The organism is Microbulbifer sp. ALW1 (assembly GCF_009903625.1).
Lineage (GTDB): Bacteria > Pseudomonadota > Gammaproteobacteria > Pseudomonadales > Cellvibrionaceae > Microbulbifer.
The window spans coordinates 419162-435403 of sequence record NZ_CP047569.1; the positions used below are offsets into that span (position 1 = coordinate 419162).

Consider the following 16242-nt stretch of genomic DNA (forward strand, 5'->3'; position numbering starts at 1 on the left):
GCTGTTGCCTCTTCGCCGCTTCTGCGGCCGTCATTTCGTTCGGCGTGGTGCACCGACTGGAAGATGATTACTGACATCAGGCGCCCGCCTCCACCTCGGTGAAATCGTGGATTGCGCCCAGCAATATCTCTTCCTGATAGGGTTTGCCCAGATAGTGGTTTACGCCCAGAGACAGCGCGTGGTCGCGGTGCTTCTTACCGGTACGGGAGGTAATCATGATGATTGGAATATCCCGCAAGCGGCTGCTGGAGCGAATGTTACGCGCCACCTCAAAGCCATCCATACGCGGCATTTCGATATCCAGCAACATCACATCCGGAATCACATCCTGCAGCTGGATAATGGCATCCTGGCCGTCTTTTGCCGTTATTACACGGAAACCTTCCCGCTCCAGGAAGCGCGTGGTTACCTTGCGCACGGTTACCGAGTCATCCACTACCATTACCAGCTTCTGGGCTTCCGGTTCTTCCCGGGCACTGATCTCAGGTGCCTGTTGCAGTAACGGCACTTCCGGTCGCGCCAGCAGTGCCGCCTGTTTACGCAGCAACGCATGGGCGTCGAGGATCACCACCACGGTACCGTCTCCCGTCACGGTAGCGCCGGATACACCCTGCACTGTGGCGAACTGGGGCCCAAGGCTTTTTACCACAATCTCGCGGCTGCCCATGATGGCATCGACCTGCAGTGCCATGGCAGTATTTTCCGAGCGCACCAGCAATACCGGTAACTGCATGTCTTCCACGTTCAACCGCGGCTGTGCACTGGACTGCAACAGGTTGCCGAAATAATTGACCTGGTAGGGCTCGCCGGCGTATTCAAAGCGGGCCTCAGGACTGCGGTAATAGTGCTCCAGCTCAAACGGGCTGAGCCGCACAATACCCTCAATCGTATTCAGTGGCAGCGCGAACAGATCCTCGCCGACCTTCACCATCAGAGCGCGGTTGACCGACACGGTAAATGGCAGCCGCACTACAAATTCAGTGCCCTGACCCGCCTGCGAGGCGATGGTGACATTGCCACCGATCTGCTTGATCTCGGCAGACACCACGTCCATACCTACGCCGCGCCCGGAAATTTGGGTCACTTTGTCGGCGGTACTGAAGCCCGCCTGCAGAATGAACTGCATAATTTCGTTGTTGGATAGCTCCGCATCAGGACGCATCAGGCCACTTTCGATCGCCTTTTCCCGCACCCGCATAAGGTTGATACCGGCGCCATCGTCACTGATGGTCAGCACCACCTCACTGCCCTCTCGGGCCAGCGCAACGGAGATACGGCCGCGCTCGGCTTTGCCCGCATCAAGACGTTTCTGCGGCGACTCGATACCGTGGTCGACCGCGTTGCGCAGCATATGCTCCAGCGGCGCGACCATCCGCTCCAGCATGGATCTGTCCAGCTCACCCTCTACGTTGGAGAACACCAGATCCACTTGTTTGCTCAGCTCCGCACTGACCTGACGCACGATGCGGCGTAAGCGCGGCACCAGACGCGAGAAAGGCACCATGCGGCTGCGCATCAGGCCTTCCTGCAGCTCTGTGTTGACCCGAGACTGCTGCAGCAACAGGGTTTCGGTATCTCGTGCCTTGTGGCCCAGGGTCTGGCGCAATTCCAGCAAATCCGATGTGGACTCCAACAGAGAGCGGGACAGCTGCTGGATGGACGAGTAGCGGTCCATTTCCAGCGGGTCGAAGTCACCGTCCTGTTCGGCCAACTGCTCCTGACGGAACAGAATCTGAGCTTCGGTTTCTTTGTCCAGGCGGCGCAGCTGTTCGTTGAGGCGGGACAGAGTGGAATCCATTTCGTCCAGTGCCAGTCCGAACTCGCCCACCTGCTCTTCCAGTCGTCCACGAGAAATCGAGGTCTCACCGGCCAGGTTTACCAGCTCTTCCAGCAGTTCAGAGGCAACCCGCACCATCTCCTGGGGCTGGTTGCGGGGCTGACCGCCATCGCGATCACCGACATTCTTCGACTTGCGAATGAACGGCAATACATTGCTGGACGCGGCCGGCGCCTGAGGCTGGAGGACAACGCCCTTCCCAATGACTTCAATTTCAGGGGCGGGTTCGTCCGTCGAGGCAGCACTTTCCGTTTTCGCCTCATCGGACGCGCCGGACTCGGGAATAGCGACTGTCGCCTGCTGCTCAGAGGGCTCCAGCACCAACGCAGTGTCGATGCCATAGTCAACCTGATCGGCACTTTCGGACACCTGACCATCTGCCCAGCGGGTTTCCAGTAACGCACAGAAGGCGGGCAGCTCTTCACCACCCATCCAGGCACGCACGGTTTCAACCCCGGCTGCCAGTCGGTCGTAAATGCCATGGGCGTCGGCGAAGAACCCGGCAGAGGGCGAACTACCGCTCTGCATATTTTCAATCACGGTTTCAAAACGGTGCGCCACTTCACCCAGGCCCATCAGCGCCGCCATACGCGCACCACCCTTAAAGGTGTGCAGCACACGCTTGAGCGCTTCTGGCGAAGCCTTATCTTCTGGCTCCTGTTCCCAGTTCTGGATCAGCTCTTCCAGTTCATCCACCAGATCGCTGGCTTCCTCGAGGAATACTTCCACCACATCCGGGTCGATATCCGCGAGCAACGCGCGCTGGGCTTCGCTGATCTCGTCCGAGGACACAGGCTGTGCTGCTACTGGTTCGGAAGAGAACACAGGAGTGCTGAGGTCTTCCTGCTGCTGACTCGCAACCGCAGGATTTTCCATCGCGACGTCGACGTCCAGGAGGATTTCATCTTCGCTGGTCGCGGGCTGTTCCGGCAGGCTCTCGGCTGCATTCTCAACCGCACCCTCAAAAGCACCACTCGCAATATCGTCACTATCAGAGTCGGGGCCGGCGAGTTCCGCCTCCAGCCACTCCACGGTGAGCTCGGGCGCATCTTCTTCAGCGTCGGCCTCAACGATCACCTCAGCCACGGGAGCGGGCACATTGTCGACCGCTTCCGCCGCCAGTAGATCGTCGAAACTGAGGTCGGCAATGTCACTTTCGACCGGTACTACGTCTTCTTCCGCCGCAGCGTCGTCGACCAGAGTCAGATCTTCAGGGGTATCTGCGGCCGTTTCAGCGGTGCTATCGGCATATTCAAATTCGCTGCTGTCGATACCGTATTCAGACAGGTCAAACTCTTCTTCTTCGCCGCTATCGTCGCCCTGTGCCAGATAACGCAGTGCTTCGCCTACGGCATCGCTGACCTGCGGAAGATCCTGGGCCGCGGCCACTGCATCCACCAGGTCGAGCAATTCATTGTGGCCCTGTTCCAACGCCGCCCAGAGGGCAGGCTCTTCTTCCAGGTGCCCGTCGATAACCTGGCGATAAACCGCCAATAGCAGCAGTGCCAGTTCCTGCAAGGTGGGCAGCTGTGCCTGGCCGGCAGCCTGCTGCAGCACATCCAGCTCTTCCGCCACCGGCAGCAATATGGTCTTGTCACCCGGGTGCTGGCGCCACTGATTGAGCATTTCATCCGCATCCAGCAGCACCCGCATGCCGTCGGCCATAATGACCGCCAGCAACTGGGGGTCTACCGCTTTCGGCTCGTTAGCCTCGCGCTCGCGGATCAGGTGGCCCACGGCACGCTCTTGCAGCTCAGCCACGCGCGCCAGGAACTGTTCACTGCGCTCGACAAACAACGGCTCGCCAGCGTAAATCTGATTCAGTACGCCTTTGACATAACTTGCTGCATCGGCGATCAAATCGAAAATATCGCTGTCGATGGCAACCTGATAGGTTCGCAGCTCTTTGGCAAAACGCTCCAGCGGCGCCATCAGCTCGGCCACCTGGGTTACCTCCGCCATATGGGCAGAACCTTTCAGGGTATGCAGCGCGCGGTGCAGGGGGTCGGAGGGAATGCCGTAGACGGGAGCGGCGCGCTCCATTTCGCTGAGGAACTCTGCCACGGTTGCCAGATGTGTTTCGGCTTCCTGGGCAAAGATCTCCCACAGCTGGGCGTTGTCGTCCGCCTCGAAATCTTCAGACGCTACGGGCTCTGCCACAAAGGCATTTGCCGCGGCGGTCTCACTATCCTGATTACTGGCGGCCGCCACTTGCACCTGCAGCAGCGCCTCAGGCACTTCGCCCTGAGCCAACTGCTTGGCCCAACCTTCAAGCTCGGCGGTGCGCGCAGGGTCCGGATCGCCACTGCGGGTGCGGAAGCCGTCAACCATGGATGGCAACTTGGCAACAACCAGCTCGATCAAGCGCACATGGGCGCGCCCCGGGGATACCGTTTCATCCAGCACCCGGTTGAGCATGTTTTCCACGGCCCAGGACAATTCGCCGACTTCCAGCGCTTCCACCATACGGCCCGAGCCTTTCAGGGTATGGAAGCCGCGGCGGAACTCCACCAGCGCATCGCGATCATTAAAATTGGCGGCCCACAGCGGGAAATAATGTCCGATGGTTTCGAGGACTTCGCCGGCCTCTTCGAGGAAGATTTCAACGATCTCATCGTCGATGATGCTGGCTTCATCGTCCTCTTCGAGGACCGGCGCGTTGACGGCAGGCGCCTTCGCGGGACCGTCAAAAGAAGCTTCAAAAGAACCATCAACAGAAGCTTCAGCAGATACTTCTACCTCCGGCTCGACCGGGGTTTGGTCACTGCCGGAGTCGGCAGCAAACCAGCTTTCTTCCAGCAGGGACGGTTCGTCCGTATTCTCGCCGGTAATCGACTCTGCGGTGTCTTCCGCAGCGTCTTCTACAGTGTTATCCACAGCCTCTCGCGCGGCTTCTTCAACCAGCGATGCAGACAGGCCGGCCAGAGGGTCTTCGCTCACCGGTGCGGCGGCCGCCTCCCGTGGCTCGTCCGCGAGCACTTCCGGATCCAGGGTAAACTCGAAACTGTCGAGCGCCTGCTCTACCTCAGATTGCGGGCTTTCATCCGCGATCTCAGTTTCTATAGGCTCGGCTGCCTGAGGCAACTCAAATGACTCAACCGCATCGACCACATCCGTAGCCGGGCTCAGGATGTCGGCGGAATTTGTATCGGCAGGCGCGGTGTCCGCTGCGGGCACTTCATTATTGGCAACGGCGTAGCCCAGAGTGGCCACGCTGTCTTCAGCCAGGGCCAGCAGCATGTCCGCATCTTCAATGCCGTCCGCGCGGCGTTCAAGGTAATACTCGACACTGGTTACCGCATCAGCGAGGGTATCCAGAAGCTTCCAATCCGGTTGATCGCCGGCGTCGATCAGCCGCTCAACAATATAATTTTTGCAGGCGCCGACAATTTCCCCGGCGCGCTGGTAGCCCACCATATCGAGACCGCCACAAACTTCCTGCAGTCGCTTCGGCACCTGGGAGAGGTGGCCGGCATCCCAGTGGCTGGCAATATATTCGACTACCGCTTCCTTTACTGTTTCCAGCCCGATACGGGCCTCGCGCAGCACCTGATCGGTAGCTTCCCCCATCAGCGGCGATTCGCTGTCGACTTTCTTGTCGCGCTCAGCAGCGGCGGCAAGACCGGAATCCAGCTGCACTAGCTCGGAGGCCGCCTGCATCAGTAATTCATCGGGATCTGCCGCACGGGAGGCGTCCCGCAGGTGCTCGTAAATCTTGCGCGCACGAGTGCGCTGATTTTCAAGACCGAGCACGCCCAGGGTATCGGCAATACGCTTGGCAACGATGGAGGTATCGGAAAGTGGCGGGCGCTCAGTAGTGGTGACGCTCGGATCCAGCGCTTCGCGAACGCTGGCAAGCTCTTCGCGCAGGGCGGTCACCGCAGTGCCCATGGCCTCCGGCCCCATGGCCAGTGCATCTTCGGTATCCGGACGGGGAGTGCCGGGCACTGCCTTGTCGAGGGCATACTGCTGATACAGTGCGCTGGTACGCGGCCCATTGGGACCACACAGGTAAACATAAAACAACAGGTTGCGTGTCAGGTCGCGATCGGGACGCAGATCCAGAACGCGCGCGCCCTGGCCCTGCAACAGGCGAAATTCCACATCAATCCGGCGCAGAAGCTGACGCAGCGCCGGCAGCACATTCACGCGGTGATCCGCGATGCCTTCCAGTAATCCCTGCAAGATTTCCCACAGGTGCTGGCGCTGGCTGCCGCTGTACAGCAGCCCCATTTTTTCGCTGACTTTATTCAGGTAGGCGAGACTTTCGCCGCTGTTCACATCGCGAATCAGGGAGGCGGCAGCAACGTGATACATCTTGCGTAGCTTGGCCACCAGCTCCTGCAATTTTGCGGGGTTGCCTAACAAAGGCTGGCGATTACCGGTGGCAACATCCAACCGCGACAAGTCCGGGGCAAACAGCGCACCCTCGGTAATCAGGCGCTCGCGGCGCACGGCGCGCAGATCATTCAGTAGCGGCAACAGCAGCACAGCATTGTCGCGGCGCTGGAAAGCAATTTTTTCCAGGTAGAGGGGCAGTTCCAGCAGCGCACGCATGAGGAATTCGCGGGTTTCATCGCTATTTTCCACTTCGCCACTGGCCAGGGCATGAACCAGCTGCTCCATCTCTTCGGCAAGCATGGCGGCACCGGTCAGCTCTGCCATATGCAGGCTGCCGTGCACCTGGTGAATCAGGTTGAGGCAGTTTTTCAGCAGGCCGGCGGAGTCAGCGGAAGCTTCCAAGCCTGAGGAATCAGAAACAGAAGAATCCGAGGCAAAAGTTTCCAGTTGCTGGCGCGCTTGAGCCAACGTCTCGTTGATTTCGCCTATCAGCCAATCCAGGGCTACAAAATTGGGATTGTCGCGACTCACGCCAAGTCCTCGGTAATTCAGTTTGCTCGCCAAACGACAGCGGCCGGAAAAGCCGCGGCCGGAGGGCTGCTTTACACCCCCGCTACTGGCGCAGCCGGGGTGTCCGCTTTTTTGTCGTTATGAGTATCTGCGGTAAATCAGGCCAGGGCCCGCTCTTCGCGCTCTTCCTGGGAGAGTGCGGCCAGACCGTCTTCCTCAGCGGAGACAGTCTCGTCATCCAGCATCGGGAATTCTTCAGACAGCTCGGCCAAGTCGCCATCGTACAGATCGCTCTCGCCTTCCACTTCATCTTCGTTCGGCAGTTTGAAGCCGGCAACCGAGTCGCGCAGTGCGGAAGCGGTCTGGGCCAGGTTACCAATCGACTGTGCGGTAGCCTGGGTACCGGCAGAGGTCTGCGAGGTAATTTCCTGAATCACGTTCATCGTGTTGGAGATGTGACCCGCGGACGAGGCCTGCTGGCGTGCCGCGTTGGAGATGTTCTGAATCAAGGATGCGAGGTTGGTGGATACCGTTTCGATCTCTTCCAGGGCAACACCGGCGTCCTGTGCCAGGCGGGCACCGCGCACCACCTCGGTAGTGGTGGATTCCATCGAAACTACCGCTTCGTTGGTATCCGACTGAATCGCTTTTACCAGGCCTTCAATCTGCTTGGTTGCCGCTGCGGAACGTTCTGCGAGGCGCTGTACCTCGTCCGCAACCACCGCGAAGCCTCGGCCGGCGTCACCGGCCATAGAGGCCTGAATCGCGGCGTTAAGTGCCAGAATGTTGGTCTGGTCGGCAATGTCGTTAATCAGGCTTACGATGTCACCAATCTCCTGGGAAGATTCACCCAGTCGCTTGATTCGCTTGGAAGTGTCCTGAATCTGTTCGCGGATGGTGTCCATGCCCTTGATGGTGTTCTGTACCACCTTGGCACCGTTGCTCGCGATCTGTACCGAGCGTTCCGCTACCTGCGCCGATTCGGCGGCGTTCGCAGATACCTGGTCAATGGTCACGGCCATTTCGTTCACCGCCGCGGATGCGCCGGCAATTTCCTGCGCCTGGTGCTCGGAGGCCTCGGCCAGGTGCAGCGCGGTCTGCTGGGTTTCCTGGGACAGGGAGGATACTTCCTGGGCTGCACCGGTGATTCGAGACACCAGCACGCGCAGCTGGTCAATGGTGTAGTTGATGGAGTCCGCGATCGCACCGGTGAAGGCCTCGGTTACCGTGGCGGAGGTGGTCAGGTCACCATCCGCGAGGTCGGCCAGCTCGTCCAGCAGCTGCATAATCGCCTGCTGGTTACGCTCATTGGTTTCGGTCTCTTCCTTCAGGGTACGGCGGGTACCGGAGAAGGCGGTGATCATCATGCCGAAAATCAACAGTACGAAGACACCGGCAATGATCGCGATGGTTTGGTTGTTGGGCTGACGCTCACCAGACAGGCTCACGATACGGTCGTTCAGGGTAGACAGGGCTTCCAGCAACTGGGGAGAGGATGTGGAGATACCATCGGCTGCCTGACGGGTGGCAAACAGGGCCGGGGTCGCTTCGAAGATCTCGCGCACCGAGGAGCTTACGAATTCGAACAGCTCGGTAATTTCTTCCAGGGACTCTCGGGCTTCGGTGTCGGTAACGCGGGAAATACCCATCACCACGTCGCCACCCTTCATGCCTTCAACCACCTTACCGAAAAGGCTGGCATCGGTGTTGAACTGGTCCGCCGCGGATTCCGCGTCGTCACCGCCCTGCAGCATCTTATCGATGTTCCGGCCGATACGCTCGGCGCGCCACACCTGCAGCTGGGCCTGCTCCACCTGGTTGGCCGGTGCATTGTTGGCCAGCAGGATTTCCACAATGTTGTTGTGCTCTGCCTGAAGTTCCGGCAGCGAGTCGTTCAGGGTGCTCGCCACGTCGTTCAGGAAGATAATGGAATCTTTGTTACCGATAATGGTGTCGGCCTGCTCGCGCAGCTGGCGCCATACCTGGCCGTAAACCGCCAGCTCCTGCTCCAGAGCACGCTTACTGCTCGGGTCCATGCCCTGCAGCTCGTTCCAGGTCGCCGACATCTGGTTGACAGTCTGCTCCAGGTCCGCAAACGCCTGCTCGTCTCCGGCAGTCGCTGCCGGCGCGTAGGATACGACCTGATAGGACAGTGCGCGCAGTTCCGCCACATCCTGCAGGTATTCCTTATCGCGGTCCGCGTGACTCTGCACCAGGTAGATGCTGACAATCAGCCCCGCCAGTGTGGCGAGTACCAGCAAACCCATAAACAGCGCTGCAGGGTTACTGCGCAACGCGGAAAATGAACTCTGCGAGCCTGTTTTCATAATTTACTCCTGACGGACCTGTGCAGCAGGCCAATTCTTGTTATCACCACTTTCGAAGCCAAGCGGCTTCGCATCCCGTACCACCCACAGTAAGTGGGCACCCCCAACCGGCCATGGCCGACTATGGTTCGCAAACACTGGCGCCACTAACACCAGGGTTCACAAACACCGGAGCAAGCTCCGCCGTTTACAAGAAGTTTGACGCACAGCGTGCGCTTCCCCTCAGCAGCCTCGCCTAAGCGGACCGCACGCCCGCGTAGCGGGCGCTTCAAAAAACAGAATGCCGCGGCTCAGTGCGCCGCGGCATTCGCAAACTGGAAATCGTTGATCAAGGCCTGAAGGTCAAATACCAGCCAGCGCCCCTGCTGCAGCACGAACTGCCCGCTGACCATAGGCGCGAACGCCTCCGTCAGGTCCGCAGGAGGCAACTGACCATACTCCAGCGCCAAGTGCTGCATACCGTGAAGCTCGTCAACAATCAGGCCGACGTAAATTTTATCGTGCTCCAGCACCAGCACTCGCCGGCGCTGCCGCGGACTGATCAGGTGGCCGCCAAAAAAGGCTGCCATATCAAACAATGGCAGCAGGCGACCACGCACATTGGCCACGCCGCGCACCCATGGCTGAACACCGGGAATGAAGGTGTACTGCGGCACCTCCAACAATTCCACGACATCTTCCATTGGCGCGACAAAACGGTGCCCCAGAAGAGAAAAGCCGATGCCCGTCCAGTAAGGTTTGATTTCCTGGCGGGCAGGCAGCCCCTGCGCCTGCGCCTTTGCGCGATTGGCAATATCAACCAGCGCGAGATAGGGGGTAAGAGTTGATTGCACGTCGACTCAACGTCGGCCTTAGGCCAACACCTCCTCGATAGTGCCGAGCAATTTGCTCTCATCGACCGGCTTGGTCAGGTAAGCGCGCGCACCCTGGCGCATGCCCCATACGCGGTCGGTATCCTGGTCTTTGGTTGTCACGATGACGATGGGGATACCACTGGTTTCGCCACCCTTACTGAGCTGGCGGGTAGCCTGAAAACCATTCAGGCCCGGCATGACGATATCCATCAGAATGACATCGGGACGCTGCTCACGAGCAACATCAACGCCATTCTCACCGTTGGTGGCGGTCAGCACGGCATGGCCATTTTTTTCAAGAATGGTGGTCAACTTGTGAGTTTCGGTTGGCGAGTCATCGACGATTAGCACTCTGGCCATCTTTTCCCCCGAGATAGTGTTTCCGCTCCGGTCATTGCTCTCCGCCGGGCGGCTATTGTTGGCACAGATCGCACAAGCTTCCACTGTGCGACCACACGCTTTGTTATTTACTGCTGACTTTCGTGAATACCGGGACTTTCATGTCGCACTCCGGCTCCTACTAGAAAAGAGAGCCGGCATAGTCTACGTCATTTTTGCCAAACATTTCACGCGCCAAGTGGGAGACAACTCCCACTAATTTCATCAAGCCGCGTGATGTGGTTTGGCGTGAGCAGAAATTGCACCAAGCAATTCGCTTTTGCTGAAGGGCTTGGTCAAATATTGATCGCACCCAACCACACGCCCCTTGGCCTTGTCGAACAGACCATCCTTACTGGACAACATGATCACCGGCGTGCTGCGGAATTCGCTGTTGTTCTTGATTAACGCGCAGGTCTGATAGCCATCGAGACGCGGCATCATGATGTCTACAAAAATAATATCCGGACGCGAATCGGCGATTTTTGCCAAAGCGTCGAAGCCATCGGTAGCGGTAACTACAGAACAGCCTGCTTTTTGCAGCAGCGTTTCCGCAGTGCGACGAATGGTTTTACTGTCGTCGATCACCATCACGGTGAGACTTTCCCAGTTGAGCTCCATAGTGTTCCTGAATCCCCTTTTACTTATTTTCAGACGCCGCCTGGTAACGTGTACCGTTTCAGCGCCTTTCTGTGCAACCTCATTACGGGGTCCGACGTGTGTTGCTGACGGTCGCTGAGAGCTACCGAAATTGGTCTCGCCAAGCGCACACAGGTCAGGAGGAAACTTTTATCACAGATACCAGAGTGAATCTAGCGACGACCGGGGCTCGCGACAGGCAATGATCAATTTGTGAGCAAGACCGCACTTCTGCGTCTCCCGGTGAAGATTTTCACCTGCCCGCAACATCCTTGCAGTCACCGCCCACTACTTTTACCTTAGCCACCATTAGCAACTCTCTAGCAACCGTGCCGCCCCCGACCGGGACCGCGGCAATTTCAGATTGATGGATTCGCACATGAGCCAAACTCTCGGCGTGGTCATGGACCCGATTGCCAATATTTCCTTCAAAAAAGACACCACGCTGGCACTACTGCTGGCGGCCCAGCGCGCGGGGTTCAAACTTCACTATTTCCTGCAGTCCGACCTTTATCTGGACGGCAGCAAGCCCATGGGCAACGGCTCCCCCCTGGAAGTGTTCAACGATGCGGAAAACTGGTTCCAGCTCGGAGAGCGCAATCCGATACACCTCGGTGACCTGGATGTTTTGCTCATGCGCGTCGACCCGCCTTTCGACAATGAGTACATTTATTCCACCTATATCCTGGAAGCGGCCGAGCGCGCCGGCACCCTGGTAGCCAACAAACCCCAATCCCTGCGCGACTGCAATGAAAAAATATTTGCCACCCACTTCGCCGACTGCTGCCCGCCGCTGATCGTTAGCCGCGACATGCAGCAGTTGCGCGCCTTCCACGCGCAACATAAGGATGTCATCTTCAAGCCGCTGGATGGCATGGGCGGCACCGGCATCTTTCACGTCAAGCCAGACGGCAGCAACATCGGCGCCATCCTTGAAACCCTTACCGACAACGGCCAGCGCCAGATCATGGGCCAGCGCTACATTCCCGAAATCAAGGAAGGCGACAAGCGTATCCTAATGGTGGATGGCGAACCGGTGCCCTACTGCCTGGCACGCATTCCGCAGGCGGGAGAAACCCGCGGCAACCTGGCCGCCGGCGGCCGCGGCGAAGCGCGCCCGCTGAGTGAACGCGACCTGTGGATCGCGCGCCAAGTGGGCCCGACACTGAAGGAAAAGGGGTTGCTGTTTGTAGGCCTGGATGTGATTGGCGACTACCTGACCGAAGTGAACGTGACCAGCCCCACCTGCGTGCGCGAAATCGACGCCGCCTACGGCACCGACATCGGCGAACTATTGATGCGCGCGATCACAGACCGATTGGGCAAAAAGGGATAAACTGGCGGCTACCGCATTTTGCAGCGTCCGTATGGGACGCTGCAGGTGGCACGAACACAAACAACGTGCAGTAGAACAAGTAGTACAACAAGCAGTAAAACAATAAGCACAATGACAGCAGCCACCAGCCAATCCAATCGTCACCCGGCCCAAACCTCAGCGCCCCCAGCTCAGGGCGACCGCTTTACCTTTGCGCTGTTTCTGGCCTGCGCGGCACACGCGCTGGTGATCTTTGGTGTGACCTTCACGGCACCGGAAGCCCGCGAGGCGCCGCCAACCCTGGAGGTCACCCTGGCGCAGCACCGCTCCCTGGAAGCGCCGGAAGACGCCGACTATCTGGCACAACACAACCAGCAGGCCAGCGGAACTGCGGAAACCCCGAAAGAACTCTCCACCGATCGCCAGGCGGAAATCGCCGATACCAGCATCCGCCAGGTCAACCCACTGCCCCAGCAGCAGGCCACACGCCCGGCCGACCAGCTGCGCCAGCTGGTCACCACCATTGGCGACAGCCCGCAACAGGCACCAGAACTACCGGCGGAAGACAAGCGTTCGGACGAAAAACGCGGCGACGCCCCCACGGACCTGCCCCCCAGCAATCCGGAGATCGCCAGCCTGCAAGCGCGCCTGGACAAGATCCGCCAGACCATCGCCCAGCGCCCGCGCGTGCGCCGCCTTACTTCCGTCGCCACCAAGGCGTCTGCAGATGCAGCTTACCTGCACGACTGGCGCCAGAAAGTGGAAGCGATAGGCAACGATAACTTTCCAGAAGAAGCACTGGCCCGCCAGATCACCGGCGACCTGCGTATGATGGTACGGCTGCTGCCCAGCGGCGCGGTGGAGGAAGTCGTCATCCTCGACTCCTCCGGCGAGCGCATCCTTGACGACGCCGCCCAGCAAATCGTGCGCCTAGCTGCGCCCTTCGCGCCTTTCCCGCCGGAAATCCGCAAGCAGGCAGATCGCCTGGAAATCATCCGCACCTGGCGCTTTGAAATGACTGGCTTCTCCACCGCCGCCGGCAACAGCCCGAAGCGCGGCTGACGCTGATCCGTCAGCCATTCAGCGCCGGCGACACAAAAGCCGAGAACACCTAAACTAATTCCATGCAGCCCATGAAACCGTCCATCGACAGCGACCTCACCCACACCAGTCTGCGCGGCCAGTTGCTGATCGCCATGCCCGGCATGCAGGATCCGCGCTTCAAGCAGTCGGTCACTTTTATCTGCGAGCACAGCGCCGAAGGCACCATGGGCATTGTGATCAATGCCCCCAGCAAGGTGCTGTGGAAGGAAGTCTTTTCCCAGTTATCGCTGGATGACGCCAGCCTGCGCGGCGACGAGCCGGTGCTGGTGGGCGGCCCCGTGGCCCAGGAGCAGGGATTTGTCCTGCATGGCCGCGGCATGCAATTCGCCTCCACTGCCGAGGTTTCTGAAGATATCAGTCTCACGGCCTCCAAAGACATCATTGAATCCCTGGCCGCCGGCCGTGGTCCCGACGACGTGCTGCTGGCACTGGGTTACGCCGGCTGGGGACCGGGGCAACTGGAAGAAGAGATCGCCGATAACGCCTGGCTGACCCTGCCCGCCGCGCCGGAAATCCTGTTCGCCACCCCCTGGGAAAAGCGCTGGCAGACGGCCGCCGCCCGTCACGGCATTGATTTGTCTGGCATTGGCACCCAGTCCGGACACGCCTAGGTTTCTCTCCCAAAATGAAAACCATCACCGCCCTCGCCTTCGATTTCGGAACCAGCTCCATCGGCGTCGCCTACGGCCAGAGCCTCACCGGCAGTGCCCGCGAGCTGGACCCGCTGCCAGCCAAAGATGGCAAGCCGGACTGGGATCGGGTGCAACGTGTGGTGGATGAATGGCAACCAAAGGTGCTGCTGGTGGGCCTACCCCTGAATATGGACGGCAGCGAAAGTGAGTTCGGTGCCCGCGCACGCAAATTCAGCCAGCGTCTGCACGGCCGCCTCGGGCTGCCCGTCGAGCTTGTGGACGAGCGCCTGAGCACCCGCGCCGCCAAGGAAGAGGCGCGCGACCGCGGCCACAAAGGCAACTACGCCAAGCAACCCGTGGACTCCATCGCCGCGCGCATCTTTCTGGAAGACTGGTTGCGCCAGTACGGCGGCCACTAAATCCTCACAAGCTGTTAAACTTGCGCGGAAATTCCCAACCGGCCCTGATTCCGCGCATGTCCGACTCTCCATCTACTCCGATCAAAGCCATCCGCATCGCCACCCGTGAAAGCGCTCTCGCCCTGTGGCAGGCCAACTACGTCAAGCAACAGCTGGAATTGCACCACCCGCAGCTCACCGTGGAACTGTTGCCCCTGACCAGTCGCGGTGACCAGCTACTGGATATCCCCCTGAACAAGGTGGGCGGCAAGGGCCTGTTCGTGAAAGAGCTGGAAAAAGCCATGCTCGAAGGCCGCGCAGATATCGCCGTGCACTCCATGAAAGATGTACCGATGGAATTCCCGGAGGGGCTGCACCTGCCGGTCATCTGTGAGCGCGAGGACCCGCGCGACGCCTTTGTGAGTAATCACTTCGACACCATCGAATCTCTGCCCCAAGGGGCGGTAGTCGGCACCTCCAGCCTGCGTCGCCAGTGCCAGATACTGGCCCTGCGCCCGGACCTGCAGGTGAAATTCCTGCGCGGTAACGTCAATACCCGCCTGGCGAAACTGGATGCCGGTGAATACGACGCCATTATTCTCGCTGCCGCCGGCCTGCTTCGGTTGGAAATGCGTGAGCGTATCGCCGCCTTTATCGAGCCCGAAGTATTGCTGCCCGCCGGTGGCCAGGGCGCTGTGGGTATTGAATGCCGCCGCGATCCGGCACTGGAAGCGTTGCTGGCGCCGCTGCACCACGTAGAAACCAGCCACCGTCTGGTAGCCGAGCGCGCCATGGTGCGCCGCCTGAACGGCAGCTGTCAGGTCCCCATCGGTTGCTACGCAATCTTTACCCCGGACAACAGTGAACAACTCTACCTGCGCGGCCTGGTTGGCAGCCCCGACGGCGAAACCATGCTCACTGCAGAAGTACACGGTCACCAGGCCGACGCCGATGCCCTCGGCATTCGCCTTGCCGAGCAGTTGCTGCAGGCCGGCGCCGATAAAATTCTCGCCGCACTTTAAGCCACACCTTAAGCCGCACCTGCCAACGGTAACGACACCACACCCGATGAGCTCACCCCTGCAACACCAGCGCATACTGATCACCCGCCCCGCTCACCAGTGTGGCGGCTGGCGCGACCTGTTGCTGGCGCAGGGGGCCGAGGCGGACTGCATTCCCCTGCTGGATATTGCGCCGATAAAAAAGGGAGACGCGGCGCAGGCGATCAAAAGCCTGATTATGGATTTTGATCAGTTCGACCACGCCATTTTTGTCTCCCAGAACGCCGTACAGTATGCCTTCGACTGGCTGGATGATTACTGGCCGCAACTTCCCGAGGGTCCCCGCTACTACGCCATTGGCGCCGCGACGGCCCGCGCCATCCAGAACCGTGGGGCAGAGCCGGAAACGGATAATCACAACACCTCCATGGACTCCGAAGCGCTACTGTCCCTACCCGGGCTGCGAAGCCCCATGGGCCAGCGGGTGATCATCTTCCGCGGCCAGGGCGGCCGCACACTGATGGGCGACACCCTGGTTGAACGCGGTGCGCGCCTCGACTACTGCGAGCTCTATCAGCGCCTGCTACCCGCCGACGCGGAAGAACAATTGCGCAGCTACCCCCATACTCCGCAGGCCATTACGGTGCACAGCGGCGAGACACTCGACAACCTGCAGCACGCCCTGCAGGCTAGCGGCCGCAACACCCTGCGCGCGTGCCCGCTGATCTGCCCCAGCCAGCGCGTCGCGTCCCACGCCAAAGCCCTTGGCTTTACCCAGGCCTACGCCGCAAGCAACGCCAGTGATAACGCCATGCTCGCCGCGCTGAAGGAAGTGCTGGCTGCCGGGCATTCCTGAATTCGCGCCAGTATCGGTAAAAAATTTCATTTCCACGCCAGACTTCGTAT

Annotated in this window: 11 protein-coding genes; 6 read left to right on the forward strand and 5 right to left on the reverse strand. The window is 59.8% G+C overall.

Annotated elements, in window-relative coordinates:
- Positions 1-76: 76 nt before the first annotated feature.
- The 5 genes from GRX76_RS01595 to pilG form a co-directional block, all read right to left on the reverse strand.
- Positions 77-6709, reverse strand: coding sequence for an Hpt domain-containing protein (locus tag GRX76_RS01595; RefSeq protein ID WP_160151697.1), 6633 nt, complete (start codon positions 6707-6709; stop codon positions 77-79).
- Positions 6710-6846: 137 nt separating this feature from the next.
- Positions 6847-9015, reverse strand: a complete 2169-nt coding sequence (locus GRX76_RS01600; protein ID WP_160151698.1) for a methyl-accepting chemotaxis protein — start codon at positions 9013-9015, stop codon at positions 6847-6849.
- 290 nt (positions 9016-9305) lie between these two features.
- Positions 9306-9848 carry a chemotaxis protein CheW gene (locus GRX76_RS01605; RefSeq protein WP_160151699.1) on the reverse strand — a complete coding sequence of 181 codons (543 nt, stop codon included), beginning with the start codon at positions 9846-9848 and terminating at the stop codon, positions 9306-9308.
- Positions 9849-9866: 18 nt separating this feature from the next.
- Positions 9867-10229, reverse strand: a complete 363-nt coding sequence (pilH, locus tag GRX76_RS01610; protein WP_160151700.1) for a twitching motility response regulator PilH — start codon at positions 10227-10229, stop codon at positions 9867-9869.
- A 243-nt stretch (positions 10230-10472) separates the two neighbouring features.
- On the reverse strand, positions 10473-10868 hold the full coding sequence (pilG, locus tag GRX76_RS01615) for a twitching motility response regulator PilG (protein WP_160151701.1): 396 nt from the start codon (positions 10866-10868) through the stop codon (positions 10473-10475).
- A gap of 397 nt (positions 10869-11265) precedes the next feature.
- Between pilG and gshB the strand changes: the two genes are divergently transcribed.
- The 6 genes from gshB (at position 11266) to GRX76_RS01645 (ending at position 16192) form a co-directional block, all read left to right on the forward strand.
- On the forward strand, positions 11266-12222 hold the full coding sequence (gshB, locus tag GRX76_RS01620; protein WP_160151702.1) for a glutathione synthase: 957 nt from the start codon (positions 11266-11268) through the stop codon (positions 12220-12222).
- Between the two features lie 111 nt (positions 12223-12333).
- Entirely contained in the window at positions 12334-13263 is a 930-nt protein-coding gene (locus tag GRX76_RS01625; protein WP_160151703.1) for an energy transducer TonB, read from the forward strand.
- Positions 13264-13325: 62 nt separating this feature from the next.
- Positions 13326-13916: a YqgE/AlgH family protein gene (locus GRX76_RS01630; RefSeq protein WP_236250506.1), complete on the forward strand. Its 591-nt coding sequence runs from the start codon at positions 13326-13328 to the stop codon at positions 13914-13916.
- Between the two features lie 14 nt (positions 13917-13930).
- Entirely contained in the window at positions 13931-14356 is a 426-nt protein-coding gene (gene ruvX, locus GRX76_RS01635; protein WP_160151704.1) for a Holliday junction resolvase RuvX, read from the forward strand.
- 56 nt (positions 14357-14412) lie between these two features.
- On the forward strand, positions 14413-15357 hold the full coding sequence (gene hemC, locus GRX76_RS01640; protein WP_160151705.1) for a hydroxymethylbilane synthase: 945 nt from the start codon (positions 14413-14415) through the stop codon (positions 15355-15357).
- A 46-nt stretch (positions 15358-15403) separates the two neighbouring features.
- On the forward strand, positions 15404-16192 hold the full coding sequence (locus GRX76_RS01645; protein WP_160151706.1) for a uroporphyrinogen-III synthase: 789 nt from the start codon (positions 15404-15406) through the stop codon (positions 16190-16192).
- The last annotated feature ends 50 nt before the right edge of the window (positions 16193-16242 follow it).

Coding starts and splice junctions, on each gene's coding strand:
- ruvX (WP_160151704.1), top strand. CDS start 13,931: ATGAAAACCATCACCGCCCTCGCCTTCGATTTCGGAACCAGCTCCATC.
- GRX76_RS01600 (WP_160151698.1), bottom strand. CDS start 9,015: ATGAAAACAGGCTCGCAGAGTTCATTTTCCGCGTTGCGCAGTAACCCT.
- hemC (WP_160151705.1), top strand. CDS start 14,413: ATGTCCGACTCTCCATCTACTCCGATCAAAGCCATCCGCATCGCCACC.
- pilG (WP_160151701.1), bottom strand. CDS start 10,868: ATGGAGCTCAACTGGGAAAGTCTCACCGTGATGGTGATCGACGACAGT.
- pilH (WP_160151700.1), bottom strand. CDS start 10,229: ATGGCCAGAGTGCTAATCGTCGATGACTCGCCAACCGAAACTCACAAG.
- gshB (WP_160151702.1), top strand. CDS start 11,266: ATGAGCCAAACTCTCGGCGTGGTCATGGACCCGATTGCCAATATTTCC.
- GRX76_RS01645 (WP_160151706.1), top strand. CDS start 15,404: ATGAGCTCACCCCTGCAACACCAGCGCATACTGATCACCCGCCCCGCT.
- GRX76_RS01625 (WP_160151703.1), top strand. CDS start 12,334: ATGACAGCAGCCACCAGCCAATCCAATCGTCACCCGGCCCAAACCTCA.
- GRX76_RS01630 (WP_236250506.1), top strand. CDS start 13,326: ATGCAGCCCATGAAACCGTCCATCGACAGCGACCTCACCCACACCAGT.